Origin of the sequence: Bradyrhizobium sp. INPA03-11B (genome assembly GCF_040446015.1) — a bacterium.
Taxonomy (GTDB): Bacteria; Pseudomonadota; Alphaproteobacteria; order Rhizobiales; family Xanthobacteraceae; genus Bradyrhizobium; species Bradyrhizobium macuxiense_A.
The window spans coordinates 14,920-34,523 of the sequence record NZ_JASGSR010000056.1; the positions used below are offsets into that span (position 1 = coordinate 14,920).

Here is a 19,604-nt window from a genome sequence, read left to right on the forward strand (position 1 = left end):
TATGAACTACGGTATCGCGTTCACACCGCTGGTTCCCTCGATTGTGCTGTGGATCGCGCTCGGCGCGATCGTCGTCATCGCGGCACTGCTGCTGCTGTCGCGTGCGCGCGGCGCCGCGGTGCGTGTCGCCGCGCTGGCGCTGATCCTGCTCGCGCTGGCCAACCCGTCCTTCACTCGCGAGGACCGCGAGCCGCTGACCTCGGTCGCAGCCGTGGTGGTCGACAAGAGCCCGAGCCAGAATTTCGGCACGCGCAACCAGGAGACCGACAAGGCGCGGCAAGCGCTGGTCGACAGCCTGAAGCAGATCAAGGGCCTCGAGGTCCGCGTCGTCGAGGCCGGCCAGGCCGACGGCGAAACCGACGGCACGAAGCTGTTCGGCGCGCTGACGTCGGCGCTGTCGGACGTTCCGGTCGAGCGCGTCGCCGGCGCGTTCATGATCACCGACGGCCGCGTGCACGACATTCCCGGCAACGCCCAGGCGCTCGGCTTCCAGGCGCCGGTGCACGCGTTGATCACCGGCCGCAAGGACGAGCGCGACCGCCGCATCGCGATCACGGCCGCGCCGCGCTTCGGCATCGTCGGCCAGACCCAGACCATCACCTACCGGCTCGACGACCAGGGCGTCACCGGTGAGCGCGCCAAGGTCACGATCCGCCGCGACGGCGAGGTGATCAACGAGCGCACTCTGACCTCGGGCCAGACCTCCAGTGTCGACATCGACATCAAGCATGCCGGTCCGAACATCGTCGAGATCGAGGCTTCGCCGCTCGAGAACGAGCTGACGCTGGTCAACAACCGCGCCGTGGTAGCGATCGACGGCGTGCGCGACAAGCTGCGCGTGCTGCTGGTGTCCGGCGAGCCGCATGCCGGCGAGCGCACCTGGCGCAACTTGTTGAAGTCGGACCCCAGCGTCGATCTCGTGCACTTCACGATTCTTCGTCCGCCGGAGAAGCAGGACGGCACGCCGATCAACGAGCTGTCGCTGATCGCGTTTCCGACCCGTGAGCTGTTCCAGCAGAAGATCAACGAATTCCAGCTGATCATCTTCGATCGCTACGCCCGGCAGGGCGTGCTGCCGATCGCCTATTTCGACAACATCGCGCGCTATGTCCGATCCGGCGGCGCGGTGCTGGTCTCGGCCGGCCCCGACTACGCCTCGACCACCAGCATCTGGCGCACGCCGCTGGATTCGGTGCTGCCGGCCGAGCCGGTCGGCGTCACCGAGAAGCCGTTCTATGCGCATCTGAGCGATGCCGGGAAACGCCATCCGGTGACGCGCGGGCTGGAAGGCTCGAATGCCGAGCCGCCGCATTGGAGCCGGTTCTTCCGCACCGTCGACACCCGCAACGCGATCAACCCGCCTGTCATGACCGGCGCCGACGGCAAGCCGCTGCTGCTGCTGTCGCGCTTCGGCGAAGGCCGCGTCGCACTGCTGCTGTCCGACCAGATCTGGCTGTGGGCGCGTGGCTATGAGGGCGGCGGGCCGCATCTCGATCTGTTGCGGCGGGTGTCGCACTGGCTGATGAAGCAGCCCGACCTCGACGAAGAGGCGCTGCGCATGCAGGTGCAGGGCAAGGACCTGATGGTGGTGCGCCAGACCATGGCCGACACCGTGTCGCCCGTCACCGTGACGTCGCCGAGCGGCGCCACGCATGAACTGACCTTGACCGCCGGCGATGCCGGAGAGTGGCACGCCACGCTGCCCGCGAACGAGCTCGGCCTGTGGCAGGCCACCGACGGCACGCTGAAGGCGCTGATCAATGTCGGCCCGACCAACCCGAAGGAATTCTCGGAAGTCACCTCGACCACCGACATGCTGAAGCCGCTGGCGCAGGCGACCGGCGGCGACGCACGGCGCATCGTCGACGGATCGAGCCTCGACATGCCGCGCATCGTGCCGGTGCGCGCGTCCTCGATCTTCCGCGGCGACGGCTGGCTTGGCGTCAAGATGCGCGACGCCAGCGTGGTCAAGGGCGTCGGCGTGCTGCCGATGTTCGCCGGCCTGGTCGGCCTCTTGCTGCTGCTCGGCGCATTCGCGGCAACCTGGCTGCGTGAGGGACGCTGAGACCAATAGCGCGCAATGTCCAGTCGGCCCCGTTGCTGCAATCCCACACCAGCAACGGATCGATACAGTGTGTCTGAACCACCGTTGACATCTCGGCCGCCGTCCGATGTTATAATGTAACATCGGACGGCCGGGGAATGAGCGCCGTGCCGATGGGTGGGGCTCAATCGGCATGAATTGGTTCCGGAGACACATCAAGACTGGCTCGCGTCTGGCGCTGTTCGCGCTCGCCGTCCAGTTCGTGCTGTCGTTCGGGCACTTCCACCCCATCGCGGCCGCACAAGCCGCGCCCGCTGTCCAGAGCGGCCTGTCGCTGCTCGATCTCGCCTATATCGGGACCTCGGCGACGCCTGACCTCGCGGTCCAGGTGACCGGGACCGAGCCGCCCGCCAGGCACGACAAAGACCGGCATCATCCCGCCGACAATTGCGCGATCTGCACCGTCATCTCGCTCGCGAGCAGCATGCTGTTCACCGCGCCACCGGTGCTGTTGCTGCCGGAGGCTGTCGAGCTTCTGTTCCGCACCACCAATGCCGAATTCCTCCATCTGAAGTCGGCGCCTGCGGCCTTCCGTTCCCGCGCACCTCCTGTGTCCTGACATCGACTGATTGCTGCACGCCCTGAGCGGACGGCCGCGTCACAGTTGCGGCTTCCCGCAGGGCAAATCGGGATCGATCCGTCATTTCGACGGGACTGGACCAGGACAATGACACTTCAGAAGACACGAGCACTCCACATCGGAGGCGCGAGCTGGCTGCTGCTCGGCGCCATGCATGGCAGCGCGCTGGCCGACGATACGCCGACGCAACTGCCTGATATCACCGTGACGGCGCCGAGCCCGATCCAGCGGCACCGCACCGTGCCAACGCGCGCGCCGGTTCACGTCGTCCGGGCTGCGCCGAGCCGCAACCGCGAACGCGCCGCGGCGGCGCAACCGGCGCAAGCCGCACCGCCGCCTGCGCCACAACAGGGCGTGCTGCCCGTCGTCACCGACCAGTTCGCAACCGTCACCGTGGTGCCCAACGAAGAACTGCGGCGCTCCGGCGGCGCCACGCTCGGCGATCTCCTGTTCTCCAAGCCCGGCATCACCGGTTCGAGCTTCGCGCCCGGCGCATCGAGCCGGCCGATCATCCGCGGCCTCGACGTCAACCGCGTCGGCATCGTCGAGAACGGCCTCGGCGGCGGCGGCGTCTCCGATCTCGGCGAAGATCATTTCGTGCCGATCGATCCGTTCTCGACCAACCAGATCGAGGTGGTGCGCGGCCCGGCCGCGCTGCGCTACGGCTCGACCTCGATCGGCGGCGTGGTGAGCGCAACCAACAACCGGATTCCCGACGCGATGCCGACCTGCGCGGCAGCGCCGTTCCAGAGCTATGGACTGCCCGTGAAGGCGCCGCTGGCCGACGCCGGCGGCCCGGGTTGCCTCAATGTCGAGACCCGCACCTCGGTAAGCTCGGTCAATCGCGGCGTCGAAGGCGGCATGCTGCTGGATGCCGGCGGCAACAATGTCGCCGTGCATGCCGACGTCTACGGCCGCACCACCAGCGACTACAGCATCCCAAGCTACCCGTATCTGTTCGACCAGACCCGGCCGGTGGGCGGCCGCCAGCCGAACTCCGCGACGCAGTCGGACGGCGCCTCGGTCAGCGCGTCGTATTTCTTCCAGGGCGGCTATATCGGCGCGGCGATTACCCAGAACGACTCGCTCTATCACATCCCCGGCATCGACGGCTCCGATCACAAGACCCGGATCGATGCGCACCAGACCAAGATCGCGGTCAAGGGCGAGTACCGGCCCGACGCTGCCGCGATCGACGCCGTGCGATTCTGGGTCGGCGCGACCGACTATCGCCACAACGAGCTCGGCCTTGCCGACCCAACCGACCTGTTCAGCGACGGCGTGCGCCAGACCTTCACCAGCAAGGAGCAGGAAGCCCGCGTCGAGGTGCAGATGATGCCGTTCAACGCGCGCTTCGCAACCGTGACGACCGCGTTCGGCCTGCAGGGCGGACACCAGGAGCTGACCGCGCCGAGCCCGGACGATCCGGGCGCACTGTTCAACGGCTTGTGGAGTCCGAACAACAACAACCGCATCGCGGGTTACGTATTCAACGAATTCAAGTTCACGGATTCCACCAAGGCTCAGGTCGCCGGCCGCATCGAGCATGTCGAGTTGCACGGATCGACGCCGGATTTCCCGGCTGACTTCCTGCCTGATGGCGCGCCGCAAAGCGCGGTGTCGCGCAATCCGTCCTACACGCCGGTCAGCGGCAGCGTCGGGCTGATCCAGAATCTGCCCGGCGACCTCGTCGGCAGCATCACCGCGCAATATGTCGAGCGCGCCCCGAAGCCTGCCGAGCTGTTCTCGCGCGGCGCGCATGATGCGACCGCGACCTTCGACATCGGCAATCCGAACCTCACCATCGAGACCGCGAAATCGGTCGAGATCGGCCTGCGCAAGGCGACCGGACCGTTCCGTTTCGAGGCCACCGCCTACTACACCCGCTTCAGCAATTTCATCTATCGCCGCCTGACCGGCGTGATGTGCGGCGGCGATTTCGATTCCTGCGGCAATGGCGATCCGAGCAACGAGGCGCGCCAGGCGGTCTATTCGCAGCGTGATGCGATCTTCCGCGGCGCCGAATTCCAGAGCCAGCTCGATATCAGCGCGCTCAACGGCGGCATCTGGGGTATCGAGAACCAGTTCGACGTGGTGCGCGCCACCTTCACCGACGGCACCAACGTGCCGCGGATTCCGCCGGTACGGCTCGGCGGCGGCGTCTACTGGCGCGACAGCAACTGGTTCACCCGCATCAACCTGGTGCATGCGTTCGCGCAGAACGATATCGCCGTGATCGGCGAGACCCCGACCGCGGGCTTCAATCTCCTGAACGCGGAGATCACCTACAACACCAAGCTCAATCAGTCGTGGATCGGTGCGCGCGAGATGACGCTTGGTCTGGTCGGCAACAATCTGCTCAACCAGAACATCCGCAACTCCGTCTCCTACACCAAGGATGAGGTGCTGATGCCGGGCCTCGGCGTGCGGGCGTTCGCCAATCTGAAGTTCTGAGACAAGCGTATCCCTCTGCCTTCAACGGCAGAGGGATTTTTGTCGCGTAGCCCGGATGCAGCGAAGCGCAATCCGGGGACTACGCCCGCGGTGAGGCTGTCCCGGATTTCGCTTCGCTACATCCGGGCTACAGCGTTCAGTGGCCGACGACGACTTCGCTGATCTGAATCACCGGCTGCAGATCGGTGTAGTTCGGAATGTCGCCCATGATCTCCTGGGCGTGCTTGCCCATGCCGGCGGCGAAGGCCTCGACCGAGTCGCAGAAGATGTGGCACATGCCGACATAGGTCGCGGGTTGCCCCGGTGCGCCGCCGGCGAGCCCCTTGTCGACGGTGTAGTATTTGCAGGCGTCGCCCAGCCGCGCCTTCACCAGCGGCATGTGCTTGTCGCGATAATAGTCGTGATCAAAGCGTGCGCCTGGATTGTTCGGATACATCACACTGACCTTGATCATGGCGCGCACTCTCCCTGTTGATATGACATGCGCCGGTCTTGTCCCGGCGCTTGCCTCAACTGTGCTTCAGATTGTCGGAGGGTGCAACCGTTCCGGCGATGGCTCGCGCGGATGTCAGATCGCCTTGCTCCAGTCCGGCTGGATCGGTCCGGACACGCCCTCGAACGCGCCGTCGACCAGTTCCATGACAAGCAGGCGACTGTAGTCGACCGGGCCGGGCATAGTCATCCGCCCCTTCGCCACCGGCTTGAAGCCGACCCGCGCATAATACGGCTCGTCGCCGACCAGCACGATCAGCCGGTGGCCCTTGGCACGGGCGTCATTGATCGCGCGCTCGAGCAGCGCGCGGCCGACGCCGCGGCTGCGGAACGGCGGCTCGACCGTCAACGGTCCGAGCATCAGCGCCGGCGTGTCGCCGATGCACACAGGAAGCTGGCGCACCGAGCCGACCAGCAGCGTGCCGATCCGCGCGGTGAAGGAGACATCGAGCAGATGATCGACATGCTCGCGCAGCCGGTAGGCGCTGAGCACGAAGCGGCCGGGCCCGAAGGTGCGCTCGTGCAGGCGCTCGATCGCCTGGGCGTCTTTCGGGGTCTCGGGCAGGATGGTCAGGGACAGTTCGGTCATTGTGGGGCGCGGGATAGCATCTGGCGCGGGCGCGGTCCATCACCGCCATGTCGCCGGCGGCGGCCTGCCCTCGAGCACCTCCGCGATCCGCAGCCGGGTGCCGGGGGTGGTCTCATCGGGCAGGTCAGCCGGATCGAAGAAGCCACAGGCCACGATCTCGCGATTCGGCTCCGGCAGCCGGTCCTGCCGGTAGTTCCGGACGACATAGACCGCGACATGATCGCGCGGCGAGACGTGGCTGTTGTGGAAGATGCCGTGCAGCACCGGCTCGCCGGTAAGCTCGATCCGCCCCTCCTCCTCCAGCTCGCGCCGCAGCGACTCGATAAAACTTTCGCCAACCTCGACCCCGCCGCCAGGCAGATACCAGCCGTGGACATAGCTGTGCTTGACCAGGAACACTTTGTTGTCGGCGTCGAGCACCACGGCGCGGACCCCGAGCGTCATGCTGCGGACCAGCCGCCAGTAGAAATGAAACACCCACCTGATCTGCGGCTCGAAGCGCTTGCGTAAATCCAGCAGGATCGTCACTGAACCCCCGACGTCATGGTGTTTGATCCGCGCTTTGATCCTTGCTTTGATCCTTGCGCGCCTGCGCAGCTCTTGCCAATACAGGGCAGGACGTTCGGGATAGCACGACATGACCGGCTGCCGGCCACTTTTCACCGACAATCCGAAGGGAATCGCGTGATGGCGGCGTTCCGCCTCGCACATCTGTCGGATCCGCATCTGCCGCCGCTCCCGGCGGCACGGCTGCGCGATCTCGCCGGCAAGCGCGCCTTCGGCTATTTGAACTGGACGCGCAACCGTCACAAATATCACCGCCGCGACGTGCTCGATGCGCTGGTATCCGACATGCAGGCTCAGCAGCCGGACCACGTCGCCGTCACCGGCGACCTCGTCAACCTCGCGCTGGATGCCGAGTTCAATCCGGTCCGGCAATGGCTGGAAGGCGTCGGCGGCGCTGCCGACGTCACTGTGGTCCCCGGCAATCACGACGCCTATGTGCGCGCGACCCGGCATCGCTTCGTCAGCCATTTCGGCGACTATCTGCGCGGCGACGCCGACGGCGCGGCGACGCATTTTCCGTTCGTGCGCCGCCGCGGCCCGGTGGCGCTGATCGGCGTCTCCTCGGCGGTGCCGACGCCGCCGCTGATGGCGACCGGCTGGCTCGGCCATGCCCAGCTCACAGCGCTGGATACGATCCTCGCGCAGCTGTCGCGGGAGGATGCGTTCCGCGTGCTGCTCGTGCATCACCCGCTGCACTCGGACGGGCGCGCCAAGCGGCTGACCGATTCGCATCAATTGCTCGCGCTGCTCAAGCGGCACGGCGTCGAGCTGGTGCTGCATGGCCACGACCACATCCATTCGACGATGTGGTTCGACGGCCCCGAGCGGAAGATCCCGGCGATCGGCGTGCCGTCGGCATCGGCGCTGGCGCGCAAGCACTATCCGGCGGCGGCCTACAATCTGTTCTCGATCGAGCGCGACGGCAACGCCTGGCGCTGTGAGCAGACCGTGCGCGGCCTCGGCCATCACGACGGCATTCGCGAGCTCAAGCAAATACGATTGTCCTAGAGCCTTTTTCCGTTCCGATTGCATCGGAACGGAGCTCTAGATTCTCATTTTGACGCATTTTCTTCACGCGAACCGGTGTCCACTTCGCTCGAAAATGCTCTAGTCGCCACCGCCGCCGCCACAGCCGCCGCCGCAGCCGCCTCCGCTGTCGCCGCCGCCTCCACCATCGCCGCCGCCTCCATCACCGCCGCCGTGGCCGCCACCATCGCCGCCATGGCTTCCGTCGCTGCCGGCATCGCCGAAGCCCGCCGACGATCCGTCGATCGATGAGTCCGAGAAATCGCCGCCGCAATAGGGGCTGCTGCCGGCAATGCCGCTGCGGCGCAGCGCCTCGCAGTCGGTGTGATAGATGAAGCCGTTCGCGATGTTCAGCTTGGCGTCGAGCGCGAACAGCAGCGGCAGCCGCGTCGGCCTGACCGGATCGATGTTCTCGTATTTGCAACAATACCACCAGACCCGCCGCAGCCCCTCATTGCTCCGGCGCTGCTCCTTCACCAGCACGACGGCCGGCGTGTGATGCAGGAACGTACCGAAGGCGCGGCGGCAGAACGCGTCGTATTCGCGGGTGTAGAGAATGAATTCGTGCCAGAGGTCGTCGGCGGCCTGCGACGGCATCGAGACGAAGCGCTTGCCGCTCATCAGATGGGCGAGGAAGAACTGCCGCAAGCCGCGCGACACCAGCGCGCTGTCCTTGCGGGAAAAGCCGGGGTGATGCTTCTCGAGCCGGGCCAGCAGCCCCGCCGGCCATTTGAAGGTGCGGATATATTCGGCGCGCCGCAGCGTCTGCCATTTGCCGAACAGCACGGCGCTGCCGATCACGGCGCCTGCCGCCAGCACGCCGAAAAATGCCGAGGCGGGTGTTATGACCAAATTGCCCCCCGCCCCTTCCCCTATTTGAGCATGATCTCCGCGCAAACGCGTTCCGCGTTTGTCGCGAGGGAAAACCGCTTCATACTTTTCCGGATCATGCTCTAGAAATTCTGCAAGCTCGCCAGCAGCGCGAAACCGAACAGCGCCAGCGCGCCCAGGATGAAGCCGAGCACGAACATGCCGAGCCTGCCGCGGCGCTTCGGCGCCACCACCGGCACGGGCGGCGACGCCGGCGGCTCGGCAACCGGAAGCGGCGTTGCCACCATCGCATGCTCGCGCTCGATCATGCGGCGTGCCACATAGTCGGTGACGGCATCGACGATCACGGCCACGTCGTGTGATTCGGCGAGCACGATGCGGCCGAACCGCGTGTCCTGCACGAAGCGGTAGATGCGCTTGTCGCGGCCCATCAGCACATGCGCGACGACGTCGATCCAGAGCCGCGGCGTCTCGCCTTGGCTGATGCCGCGGTCGAACAGATCGACCTTCTCCGGCACCTGCGCGAACAGCGGATCGAGCGCGTCGTTGAGGATCTCCAGCCGCGCCACTTCGGCATCGCGCAGCTCGACGACGACGCCGGTGCGGTCGGCCGCTTCGATCCGCGCCCGCCGCAGCGCCTCTCGCAGCGTCGGCCGCATCTCGCGCGCCTCGCTGCCGGTGTTCTGCGGATCGGACATGCCTTGCGGTCTCGTGGTGACGGGTTTGCTTACGCATTAACCTATCAGCAACCATGACGTCCGCAAAGGACGTTGGTTCCCAAGCACTTAGGCTGCCACTTATCCCCAGATCAAAAACCGCTGGGAGTGTCCCAAAAGCGGTCGACCCCACCCGGTTGAAACCGGATGGGGCCGCCGTCCTTGGACGTTTCTTAGCTTTGAAAATCCTGGCCGTCAGGCCGAAACCCGCGACGGCTCCTCGACGATGGAGAAGCGCACGCCGGCCTTGTGGCGGCTCTCTTCCGAGACTTCCTTCCAGCACTCTTCGGCTTCCTTGCGGGTCTTGAACGGGCCGCGGACCTGGGCGGAGCCTTCGACGAGCTTGTGGAAGTTCATCGACCCGAACTCGCCGCCGATCACCCAGAAATTGCTGCCTTTGCTCATCGTCAGTCTCCTTTGAAAAAACCGTGCTGCCTTTGCTCAGCCGCCTGAAACCTGATCCCCGCAACCTGCTCGCCGGTTCGACATTCTTGACAGAGCATCGCGAAGTGCGTGTCGGGAGATAAACGCGAAAAGGCGAAGTTCGTACAGGTACCTTGTTTTTTATTGGTGATGTCATGTAACATCTGAACTTGTAATAATTGTCGATTTGTAATTTTTGTCACAAAATAGGTCAGGAAGACTGCCATGCCCGGCGAGTCCGGAAAGAAGCTGTTCGTCGGGCCGCGGTTCCGGCGGATCCGCCAGCAATTGGGGCTGTCGCAGACCCAGATCGCCGAGGGGCTCGGCATCTCGCCCTCCTACATCAACCTGATCGAGCGCAACCAGCGCCCGGTGACGGCGCAGATCCTGCTGCGGCTGGCCGAGACCTACGATCTCGATTTGCGCGACCTCGCCACCGCCGACGAGGACCGCTTCTTCGCGGAACTCAACGAGATCTTCTCCGACCCCCTGTTCCGCCAGATCGACCTGCCGAAGCAGGAGCTGCGCGACCTCGCCGAGCTCTGCCCCGGCGTGACGCATGCGTTGCAGCGGCTCTACGCCGCCTACACCGAGGCGCGCCGGGGCGAGACGCTGGTGGCGGCGCAGATGGCCGACCGCGAAGGCTCGCAGTTCGACGCCAACCCGATCGAGCGGGTGCGCGACCTGATCGAGGCCAACCGCAATTACTTTCCCGAGCTCGAGACCGCGGCGGAAAATCTGCGCGACGAGCTCAACGTGCCGACCGAAGGCCTGTTCACGGCGCTCGCCACGCGCCTGCGCGAAAAGCATTCGATCGTCACCCGCGTGATGCCGGTCGACGTGATGCGCGAGACGCTGCGCCGTTTCGATCGGCATCGCCGGCAGCTCCTGATCTCCGAGCTCGTCGACAGCTCCGGCCGCAGCTTCCAGCTTGCGCTGCAGATCGGCTTCGTCGAATGCGGCGCCGCGATCGATGCCATCGTCAGCCGCGCCGGCCCGCTCGACGACACCGCGCGCAGGCTCTACCGCATCACGCTCGCCAATTACTTCGCGGCGGCCGCGATGATGCCCTACCAGGCGTTTCATTCCGCCGCCGAAGCCTTGAGCTACGACGTCCACGTGCTGGCGCAGCGCTTCAACGCCGGCTTCGAGCAAGTCTGCCACCGCCTCACCACGCTGCAACGGCCGAACGCGCGCGGCGTGCCGTTCTTCCTGCTGCGCGTCGACAATGCCGGCAACGTATCGAAGCGATTTTCCTCCGGCACCTTCCCGTTCTCCAAGTTCGGCGGCACCTGCCCGCTCTGGAACGTGCATTCGACCTTCGACATGCCCGACCGCCTGCTCAGCCAGGTGATCGAGCTACCCGACGGCACGCGCTACTTCTCGATCGCGCAGACGGTGCGCCGGCCGGTTGCGCCCTACCCGCAGCCGCAGCCGCGCTTTGCGATCGGGCTCGGCTGCGAGATCCGGCATGCAACAAAGCTGGTCTATGCGACCGGGATGGATCTGGAAAAAATCGAGGGCACCCCGATCGGCGTCAACTGCCGGCTCTGCGAGCGCGAGAATTGCAGCCAGCGCGCCGAGCCGCCGATCACGCGCACGCTGATCCTCGACGAGACCACGCGGCGGGTGTCGTCATTCGCGTTTTCAAACGCGCGGGAGCTGTAGACTCGCTTTCTTATCCTCCCCTGGAGGGTCGACGCGAATGAAATGAGCGGCGGGGTGGGGTGAAGGTCCCTCGTATCGGTCGCTGCCCGTGTTGAGAGATCACCCCACCCCGCTGCGCATTCCGCTTCGCTGCATGCGCAACGACCCTCCCCCTCCAGGGGAGGGTTTAGATTCAATCCACCGCGGCAAAGGCCTTGCACCAGCCGTCCTTGCTAATGGCGCCCTCGACCACCTTGCAGCCGTCGGGCGCGACGAACAGGGTGCACAGGCCGCAGGAGTAGATGCCGTTCGGCGTGTCCTGATATTCGGCCTGCGGTTTTGTCATTTTGTCGGATGCTGCGGCACCTCGCAGCAGGAGCGTTGCGGGAAGTCCTACGATGGCGGTGCAGATGAAGCTGCGCCGCGAACGATCGGGTTGTTGTTTGGCCATGGCGTTCACCCCATGCGTCGCCCCGGCCTAGTACGCAATTGCGCACGGGGGGCCGGGACCCATACACCGTGACGGACATTGTAGGCGAGACTCTTCGTTGTCGTCCTGGCGAAAGCCAGGACCTATGACCACCGCATTCCGTGATGAACGGGATCGTGGCCCCCACGTCGCGCAACCATGCGCATTTGGGGCAATGGGTCCTGGCTTTTCGCCAGGACGATACGGGGGATGGTTCCCGCTCCAAGATGACGCACAACGCGGTGTCATCACCCGCGAAAGCGGGTGACCCAGTATTCCAGAGACAGCAGCTTGAGCCGAGAGGCCGCGGCGTACTAGATCGCCCGGTCAAGCCGGGCGATGACCGTTGTAGATGGGACGCCCGCTCGGCAGACCGGGCGGTGCAGCGATGAAGCACGTCATCAATCGGGCAAACCCGCCCGCCGTAGCGCATCCGCATACTTCGCCACGTCGTCGGGGTTACGGTACGGACCCAGCACGGTGGTCAGGGTCGAAGGGCGTAGCGCCGGGTCGATCTCGTGCAATCGCGCTGCCAGTCTCCTTGCCTCGTCGCAGCGGCCGGCAAGCACGCTGCTTGCGGCACCGATACGCAACGCGGCGTGGCTATCCGGCCGGCTGCGCAACGCCATCGCCGCCCATGCGAACGCTTCGTCGTACCGGCCGGCAAAGAAATGAGCATGGGCGGTGCCTTCCTGCGGCCAGAACTTACCCGGATCGACGGGGCTCAGCCGCATGGCGCGTGCAAAGTGCTCAATGGCCAACTCTGCATCTCCGAGCCACAGCCGCGGCCAGCCGCTATGGGCCCACGCGGCGCCGAGGTTCGGGTTCAGGGCCAGCGCACGATCAATCATGGCGACGCCGTCATCGAGGTCTTTGGCGACATAGCCCAACGCATGCCCGATGTGCACGAATGCAATCGCGTCGTTCTTGCCCAGTTGCATCACGCAGCGGGCCAGCCTCCTGACTTCAGCGATCTCCTGATCACGATCGACGATCCAGCTGAACCCCTTGCGCACGGCGAAGCGCATCGCCGCAGCGCCGTAAGGCGTCGGGAATTCGGGATCAAGTTCAATCGCCCTGTAGAACAGGCGGAGCGCTGCTTCATTCCCCTCCTTGGTCCATCTGTAGGTTTCCGCCATCCCGCGAAGATAGAGATCGTAGGCGCCCAGATTCTCCGTCGGCTTGCGCTTGGCATGCTCGAGCTCCGCCACATACACGTGGTCGGCGAGCACGGCGACGATGGTGCGCGCCACCTCCTCCTGGACCGCAAAGATGTCCTCCAACTCGCGATCGTAGCGCTCTGCCCAACGATGCGCCCCGGTCAGGGCATCGATCAGCTGCGCCGTGATCCGCACCTGCGCTCCGTCACGCCGAATACTGCCTTCAAGCAGGTAGCGCACACCAAGCTCCCGGCCGATCTGACGGATGTCGACGGCCTTGCCCTTGTATGTGAAGGACGAGTTGCGGGCGATGACGAACAGCTCAGAGAAACGTGACAGCTCGGTGATGATATCTTCGGTGATGCCGTCGCTGAAATAGTCCTGCTCCTTGTCCCCTGACAGATTGGCAAACGGCAGCACCGCGACGGACGGCAAGCAGCCCGGAGCACCGGATGGCGCGTCCAACTCGCTCCGGATCTCGCGGTGGGGCGGCCATTCCGGGCCAACGAGTGGACTTGCGTTCTTGCCGTCCAGAGCCGTGGCTGGCGAACCGGCCGGAGCATCCTGCGCCCGTTGCACGACGCCCACGAAGCGGAAGCCTTGTCGCGGCAGCGTCCTGATCAGGCGTTGCGCTTGCCCGGAATCGCCGATTGCGTGCCGGGCGGCGTTGAGACGCGTCGTCACCGCCGCATCGGAAACGGCGCGTCCATCCCAGATCGCGTCGACAAGATCGTCCTTGCTGACGACGCGATCGCTGTTGCGGATAAAATAATCAAGCAGCGCGAAAACCTGCCGCGTCGTCGGGACAACCTCGAACCCGCGTCGCAGCTCGCGCCGCTCGGTATCCAGCGAATAATCTTCGAAGAAATAGCGCAAGGCACCATTCCCCAAATGGCCGTCCGCTCGCCGGAGGGCGCTCTCGCGCGGGCCGGCGCGGAAAGAGTAAGCCGCCGGTGAGGAAAATGTAAGCGACATGTCAAGCAGACCTGCCGGCGTCCTGCCACCGTGATGCAGGGACAAGCCGTCGGGAGATGTCCAATGGATACGCCCTACAATGTCGCCGGATCGCCGCAAGCGATTGCGCCGGCACGTTCGCGCTTTGCAGTCATCGGCAGGTACTGGGCCGCCCTGCTGGATTGGGAGCTCCGCATCCAGATACGGGACCGCCTGACCAATCTGAGCGACCGTGAGCTCAGGGATATCGGGATTGCGCGCGGAGAGATCGACTACGTCGCCTCGCATCGCGCGACCGACCCGCGAGGCGCCGTCTACCCGCCATGAGCAGAGGTGCCCGGCTTCGGGCGACGTCAGCGATCAGTATTGCAAAGAGGCCGCGTCATGCCGGCACCAAAGAGCCCTGACGGGACGATCGAACAGATAGTGGGCGCATTTCGAGTCCAGCCCGACTGGTATGAGGAATATTGGCTACGGCCGACGACGGCCACGCCGTCCGGTCAAGCGAAATGGCTGCGTCCAACGTCTTGGCTTCTTACGCCATCTTGTCGGCGAGCCATGGCGGCAGCGGTGACGACATTCCGCAGAGCCGGCAGGCTGGTCACCGCCATGGTGGCCGGCCGTAACGGCAGCGAATTGGATCGCCATCTCGATCCAGGTCTGGAATAGCCCGCGGCGACACCGCGCGATTGAAGCAGCTCAAGGTTTGCGCAGATTGAGCGAGAAGCGCAGGTTGAGCGGCTGCAACATTTCCGGCGGCGGCGCCTCGCCGACATTGCCGCGCTTCAGGATGGTGCGCAGATCCTCGGTCGCGCCGGCGTCGTTGAACGCAGGAAAATTGACGCGCTCGACGGTGCCGTCCGGGTTGAGCCAGGCGCGGACCACGAGCGTCGGCGGCGGCCCGTTCTCCTTGCCGGAATGCTCGATCACCCAGTTGCGGAAGCGATTGGCGACCGTCTCGTCGGCCGCGATCCATTCCTCGAACCGGTACTTGACCAGCTTGGCGAACTGCGCCCATGACGGCGGCGCCTGTTCGGGATTGCGAAAGTCTTGGGCATGGCCTGGCGCCGGGGAGAAGACCAGCAGGCCGAACGAGAGCACGAGCGTGCCCCGCAGAATGAGCATGGATCTGGACAAGGGTTGACCGCAGACAGCAGGCTGACAGGACGACGCGCGAGCATCGATCCGGCAGCAACTAGTCGCTCATTGTTGCAGGCATGTGACGCGCGCCGAGATGCTGGCGGCACGATGCGCGCGCGACGCGGTGCCGCTCATCTGCGGCCGGTCGTCCTCTTGGAAGCGCACGCCATGCGCGGCAAGAAAGGACTTGGCGTGCGCGGCATCGACCGCCAGCACGCGATCGATCGTGGTCCTGCGGCTCACCACCCCTTCGACGAGGCCACGGGCATCCAGCACCGGCGCACCGCTGGTGCCGAAGGTGACGTTCGAGCGCAGCACGAGATGCTCGGGATCGCGCAGCGTGGTGTCGACGAACGCATTGCCGAGCGATCCGCCATGCGCGAGCATCGGCTTCAGCCGGTCATAGGCCTCGGCAAACACCATGTCGTTGGCGACGGACGCGCTGGCGCGTGGAAATACCGCTGCGAGGCCCAGCGTGCGCGGGACCTTGATCAGGGCAATGTCGCTCGCAGCCAGCGCCACCACGCGCGCTGCAACGGCGCGGCCCTCCTTGCTGACGACAATCCGGGCGCAGTCCGCGACCGCATGACGCGCGGTCAGCATGTGGCCGAGATCGTCGACAAAGAACGCGGTGCCGTCGAGCCGCTGGCTGACGAGAGGCGGGCTGTCGACATCGCGCGCCAGCGGTTTCGCTGCCTCGATCTGCCGCACCGGTTGGAACGGCGAGAACGGCACCTGCGCCGCGGCCTCGCGCGGCAACAAGCCGGTGAGCGCGCAACCGATCGCAATACCGCAGGCCAGCCGGATCATGCGGACAGGCAATTTCGCGCGCATCGCCGATGCCGCGCGGCCTGAAATCGAAACCAGGTGATGCACCCTCAGACCCCAACTCCGCCCGACGCCGCCGCGCAAATCGCGCGCCGGCAATGCCTGTACATACACCGCACTCTCTACTTCATTTCGCGCGGCGTAGCCGATTCTCCGAGACGGCATTTTGTCGGCGATCCAACGCGATCCAGGCACGCGCGGCGCAGTGCGCGCTGCTCGGCTTGAGCGGGGATCGCAGACCCGGGTGATGGCCGCGTGCCGATCCAGCCTGGACTACCCGCGCTCCGTCGGCGCCCCGCCTATGTAATTGTTTTGGCTGGAGAATACGCCGATCGCGGCATCGTCAATGGCAGCCTGCTTTCGTCCACACTCAATTTATGATATCAAAAAATATCAGCAATTATGCTGGATGCATCAGGGGTTTGCTCCCATGACTATGCAAGACCATTCCGCTTCAGGCCTTTCCACGATCAAGGTCAGGGTCGACGACCGCCCGGCCATCCTCGTCGGCAGCGGCTATGTCGCGCTTTTGCTCGCGCTGATCTTTCTCGTGCTCACCGTCTGGTGCGCCTACGGCGCGTTCATGCATGCCTCGACCTGGTCGCTGCTCTGCGCGCTGCTGTCCCTGATAGTCGCTATCCTGTTCGGCTCGTCGATCTATTCGCTGCAGCCGAACGAGAGCGCGGTGCTGACATTGTTCGGCGCCTACGCCGGCACAGATTCCGCACCGGGACTGCGGGCCACCGTGCCGTTGTTCAAGATCGCGAAAATATCGCAACGCGTCCGCTACCATGAATGCGGCAAGCTGAAGGTCAACGATTTGATCGGCAACCCGATCGAGATCGGCGCCGTGGTGGTCTGGCGTGTCGACAACAGCGCCAAGGCGATCTTCCAGATCGACGACTATGCCGACTTCGTCGGTGCGCAAACGGAATCGGCGCTGCGCCACATCGCCGGCCGCCATCCCTATGATTTCGACGAGGCGGTCGCGCATGCGGGTCCCGATGAGGCCGTCAGCCACGACCAGGTGGCCGCACGCACGCTGTCGCTGCGCGAGAGCGGCGACCAGGTCACCAACGAGTTGATCGTCGAACTCAAGGAGCGCCTTGCGGTGGCCGGCGTGACCATCAACGAAGCCTGGATCAACCATCTCGCCTACGCGCCGGAGATCGCCCCGGTGATGCTGCGCCGCCAGCAGGCGAGCGCGGTGATCGCCGCGCGCAAGCTCGTCGTGTCAGGCGCGGTCGACATCGTCAAGGAAGCGCTCGACAAGCTGAAGGAGCAGACCGACATCGATCTCGACCCCGAACGCAAGGCAGCCATGGTGTCGAACCTGCTGGTCGTGCTGGTCTCCGACAAGGATGCAACGCCGGTCGTCAACACCGGGACACTGTATGCCTAAGCGCGGACGCCCCAAGGGGCCGGACAAGGAGCCGATCCTGCTGCGGCTCGGCAGCCCGCTGCTCGACATCCTCGACCGGCTGGCCGCCGCGGAATTCCGCTCGCGCCAGGGCCAGATCGAAAAGCTGCTGCACGAGGCGCTGGTCCGGCGCGGCGCCTGGCCGCCGAAGGCGGACGCGGAAGAGGAAGCATCGGACTCCAGCTGACACGCCAGCGGCCGCGACGCCGGCGTGAGTCGGGTGCCGCAGCGGCTCGGCTACGCGCTGCGAGCGAGGGAGCGGACGTCGCGCGACGGCACAACCGGCCGGGGCTAATGCGAGCCAGCATGCGCGCGCGACATCCGCCCGAGCTAATGCCCATCCGTTGACGCGCCCCGGATCAGCGGCACGCAACGGCCCCCGCCTCCGCGCGGGACGCTGCGAAGCGCCGCCGCGCGAGAGTGACATCAGATCGATCTGCGCCGCGTTTGGTCGTCCGTGGCCGTCAGCTGCCCGGCGGCGAGTAGGCAGCCTTGAGCTTGGCCGCGTGCTGACGCACGACCTTGATCTCGTCCTGGGTAAACAGCCGGACCAGCTTCACGTTCTGGATGGCGCCAGCCGCGACGACGATGCCGGTGATGGCAGGCGCGACGGTCGGATCCGGAACGTCGAAGATCACCATCACGCTGGGGCCGTCGGCCGCCATGCTGTACATCGAAATCAACTTGCCGCCGCCCGCCTCGATCAACTTCTTGGCCGCCTCCAATCGATTGGTGGTCGGGTTCTCCAGGATGTTGTTGATCGCACGCGGTGTGTATTCCCCTGAGAGGCAGAAATGCATGGCAATCCCTCCATCTTTGTCTGGGAATGAAAAGGCATTCACCCGGGCGTCGCCCAGGGCAGAAGAAGATTTCGTACTGAAATGAAGAAGAAAGGGCCTGCCGATGGCCATGAGCGCTGCCGCTCATTCTCCGGAATTCGGCGTAACCGGTGGCAGCTCGCCGCGCAATCTACAACAAGTGCACGGCAAATGAAATCGCGTTCCTGCGCGATGAATGAATCGATCGATGATCGATGCGGCACGGAGGGGCAGCGTGCCTGACCTGACGCGCGCGCGTGACCTCACGCCATCGCTGCCTCGGCTTGTCGTGACGGCACAGCGCCTTGCAAACACTGGCGATCTGCCTCAGTGTCGCGCGTCTCCCGCAAGAACAAGAGAAAGAACACTCATGAAGCATCGTCCGCTCGGCCGCTCCGGTCTCACCGTCCCTCCCCTCTGCTTCGGCTGCAATGTGTTCGGCTGGACGGTCGACGAAGCCGCGTCGTTTCGCCTGCTCGATACCGTGCTCGATCAGGGGCTGACATTCCTGGATACGGCCGACGTCTATTCGCGCTGGGTGCCGGGCCATCACGGCGGCGAGTCCGAGACGATCATCGGCAAATGGATGAAGGCGCGCGGCAACCGCAACCGCGTCATCCTCGCCACCAAGGTCGGCATGGACATGGGAGGCGGCAATGTCGGGCTGCAGCCGGACTACATCGCGCGCGCGGTCGAGGACTCGCTGCGGCGGTTGCAGACCGATCACATCGACCTCTACCAGTCCCACAAGGACGACGAGACGACGGCGCAGGAAGAGACGCTCGCGGCCTACGACAAACTGATCAAGGCCGGCAAGGTCAGGGCGATCGGCGCCTCGAATTTCTCGCCGGAGCGGCTCAAGAGCGCGCTCGATATTTCCAAGGCAACCGGACTTCCCCGCTACGAGAGCATGCAGCCCGAATACAGCCTGGCGGAGCGGTCGAGCTACGAAGGCGCGCTGCAACGCGTCTGTGTGGAGAACGACGTCGGCGTGATCACGTTCTTCTCCCTGGCCGCCGGATTCCTGACCGGCAAATATCGCTCGGAGAGCGACTTCGCCAAGAGCCCACGCGGGACGCGCAGCATTCCAAAATACATGAACCCGCGCGGCATGCGCATTCTGGCCGGCCTCGACGAGGTCGCCGCCGAGACCCGCGCCGAGCCGGCCGCGGTTGCGCTTGCCTGGCTGATGGCGAAGCCCGGCATCACCGCTCCGATCGCCAGCGCCACCAGGCCCGAGCAGGTCACGACGCTTGTCGCGGCGGCGAACCTCGAGCTGAGCAAGGACCAGGTCGCACGGCTGGACGCCGGGAGCGCGTAGCGACGGCCTCTGCTTCACCTCGCCCCGCGTGCGGGGAGAGGTCGGAACGCATCGTGAGATGCGTT

General features: G+C 65.3%; 21 protein-coding genes. 9 read left to right on the forward strand and 12 right to left on the reverse strand.

The genetic code is table 11. The features are described 5' to 3' along the window. Position 1: 1 nt before the first annotated feature. The 3 genes from QMZ05_RS22875 (at position 2) to QMZ05_RS22885 (ending at position 5,138) form a co-directional block, all read left to right on the forward strand. Positions 2-2,065: a hypothetical protein gene (locus QMZ05_RS22875; protein WP_353702789.1), complete on the forward strand. Its 2,064-nt coding sequence runs from the start codon at positions 2-4 to the stop codon at positions 2,063-2,065. Between the two features lie 172 nt (positions 2,066-2,237). Further along, positions 2,238-2,663, forward strand: a complete 426-nt coding sequence (locus QMZ05_RS22880) for a DUF2946 family protein (RefSeq protein ID WP_353702790.1) — start codon at positions 2,238-2,240, stop codon at positions 2,661-2,663. 108 nt (positions 2,664-2,771) lie between these two features. Continuing rightward, positions 2,772-5,138 carry a TonB-dependent receptor gene (locus QMZ05_RS22885; protein WP_353702791.1) on the forward strand — a complete coding sequence of 789 codons (2,367 nt, stop codon included), beginning with the start codon at positions 2,772-2,774 and terminating at the stop codon, positions 5,136-5,138. Positions 5,139-5,274: 136 nt separating this feature from the next. Here QMZ05_RS22885 and QMZ05_RS22890 read toward each other — a convergent pair whose 3' ends face one another. From QMZ05_RS22890 to QMZ05_RS22900, 3 genes are all read right to left on the reverse strand, one after another. After that, positions 5,275-5,592, reverse strand: a complete 318-nt coding sequence (locus QMZ05_RS22890; protein WP_016839733.1) for an EthD family reductase — start codon at positions 5,590-5,592, stop codon at positions 5,275-5,277. A gap of 114 nt (positions 5,593-5,706) precedes the next feature. Further along, a complete protein-coding gene (locus QMZ05_RS22895; protein WP_074131606.1) occupies positions 5,707-6,219 on the reverse strand; it encodes an N-acetyltransferase in 513 nt (170 codons plus the stop codon). A gap of 39 nt (positions 6,220-6,258) precedes the next feature. Next, positions 6,259-6,747, reverse strand: a complete 489-nt coding sequence (locus tag QMZ05_RS22900; RefSeq protein WP_353702818.1) for an NUDIX domain-containing protein — start codon at positions 6,745-6,747, stop codon at positions 6,259-6,261. A gap of 159 nt (positions 6,748-6,906) precedes the next feature. Here QMZ05_RS22900 and QMZ05_RS22905 point away from each other — a divergent pair, with 159 nt between their 5' ends. Beyond that, entirely contained in the window at positions 6,907-7,794 is an 888-nt protein-coding gene (locus tag QMZ05_RS22905; RefSeq protein WP_353702792.1) for a metallophosphoesterase, read from the forward strand. 99 nt (positions 7,795-7,893) lie between these two features. On the opposite strand, the gene QMZ05_RS22910 is transcribed toward QMZ05_RS22905, so the two are convergent. The 4 genes from QMZ05_RS22910 to QMZ05_RS22925 form a co-directional block, all read right to left on the reverse strand. Further along, on the reverse strand, positions 7,894-8,664 hold the full coding sequence (locus QMZ05_RS22910) for a hypothetical protein (protein ID WP_353702793.1): 771 nt from the start codon (positions 8,662-8,664) through the stop codon (positions 7,894-7,896). A 101-nt stretch (positions 8,665-8,765) separates the two neighbouring features. After that, the gene (locus QMZ05_RS22915) at positions 8,766-9,341 is read right to left on the reverse strand and encodes a hypothetical protein (RefSeq protein ID WP_353702794.1); all 576 of its coding nucleotides are present in this window, start codon (positions 9,339-9,341) and stop codon (positions 8,766-8,768) included. A 213-nt stretch (positions 9,342-9,554) separates the two neighbouring features. Beyond that, a complete protein-coding gene (locus QMZ05_RS22920) occupies positions 9,555-9,764 on the reverse strand; it encodes a hypothetical protein (RefSeq protein WP_016839740.1) in 210 nt (69 codons plus the stop codon). Positions 9,765-9,766: 2 nt separating this feature from the next. Further along, positions 9,767-10,009, reverse strand: a complete 243-nt coding sequence (locus tag QMZ05_RS22925; protein ID WP_353702795.1) for a hypothetical protein — start codon at positions 10,007-10,009, stop codon at positions 9,767-9,769. Here QMZ05_RS22925 and QMZ05_RS22930 point away from each other — a divergent pair. Then, entirely contained in the window at positions 10,008-11,450 is a 1,443-nt protein-coding gene (locus QMZ05_RS22930; protein ID WP_353702796.1) for a short-chain fatty acyl-CoA regulator family protein, read from the forward strand. The genes QMZ05_RS22925 and QMZ05_RS22930 overlap by 2 nt on opposite strands. A gap of 172 nt (positions 11,451-11,622) precedes the next feature. Here QMZ05_RS22930 and QMZ05_RS22935 read toward each other — a convergent pair whose 3' ends face one another. After that, positions 11,623-11,880 carry a hypothetical protein gene (locus QMZ05_RS22935; RefSeq protein ID WP_353702797.1) on the reverse strand — a complete coding sequence of 86 codons (258 nt, stop codon included), beginning with the start codon at positions 11,878-11,880 and terminating at the stop codon, positions 11,623-11,625. 419 nt (positions 11,881-12,299) lie between these two features. Beyond that, positions 12,300-13,934, reverse strand: a complete 1,635-nt coding sequence (locus QMZ05_RS22940) for a winged helix-turn-helix domain-containing tetratricopeptide repeat protein (protein WP_353702798.1) — start codon at positions 13,932-13,934, stop codon at positions 12,300-12,302. Positions 13,935-14,096: 162 nt separating this feature from the next. Here QMZ05_RS22940 and QMZ05_RS22945 point away from each other — a divergent pair, with 162 nt between their 5' ends. Next, positions 14,097-14,339 (forward strand): DUF1127 domain-containing protein, encoded by a 243-nt coding sequence (locus tag QMZ05_RS22945; RefSeq protein WP_353702799.1) that lies wholly within the window; start codon positions 14,097-14,099, stop codon positions 14,337-14,339. Between the two features lie 372 nt (positions 14,340-14,711). On the opposite strand, the gene QMZ05_RS22950 is transcribed toward QMZ05_RS22945, so the two are convergent. Continuing rightward, complete coding sequence (locus tag QMZ05_RS22950) at positions 14,712-15,137, reverse strand: hypothetical protein (RefSeq protein ID WP_050421952.1); 426 nt, start codon at positions 15,135-15,137, stop codon at positions 14,712-14,714. Positions 15,138-15,215: 78 nt separating this feature from the next. Next, positions 15,216-16,028 (reverse strand): serine protease, encoded by an 813-nt coding sequence (locus QMZ05_RS22955; RefSeq protein ID WP_353702800.1) that lies wholly within the window; start codon positions 16,026-16,028, stop codon positions 15,216-15,218. Between the two features lie 382 nt (positions 16,029-16,410). Between QMZ05_RS22955 and QMZ05_RS22960 the strand changes: the two genes are divergently transcribed. After that, positions 16,411-17,382, forward strand: coding sequence for an SPFH domain-containing protein (locus QMZ05_RS22960; protein ID WP_353702801.1), 972 nt, complete (start codon positions 16,411-16,413; stop codon positions 17,380-17,382). Beyond that, positions 17,375-17,587 (forward strand): hypothetical protein, encoded by a 213-nt coding sequence (locus QMZ05_RS22965; RefSeq protein WP_353702802.1) that lies wholly within the window; start codon positions 17,375-17,377, stop codon positions 17,585-17,587. The genes QMZ05_RS22960 and QMZ05_RS22965 overlap by 8 nt, the downstream gene beginning before the upstream one ends. 277 nt (positions 17,588-17,864) lie before the next feature. On the opposite strand, the gene QMZ05_RS22970 is transcribed toward QMZ05_RS22965, so the two are convergent. Then, positions 17,865-18,311, reverse strand: coding sequence for a GYD domain-containing protein (locus QMZ05_RS22970; RefSeq protein ID WP_245321197.1), 447 nt, complete (start codon positions 18,309-18,311; stop codon positions 17,865-17,867). A 277-nt stretch (positions 18,312-18,588) separates the two neighbouring features. Here QMZ05_RS22970 and QMZ05_RS22975 point away from each other — a divergent pair, with 277 nt between their 5' ends. Beyond that, a complete protein-coding gene (locus QMZ05_RS22975) occupies positions 18,589-19,539 on the forward strand; it encodes an aldo/keto reductase (RefSeq protein WP_353702803.1) in 951 nt (316 codons plus the stop codon). Positions 19,540-19,604: the final 65 nt, after the last annotated feature.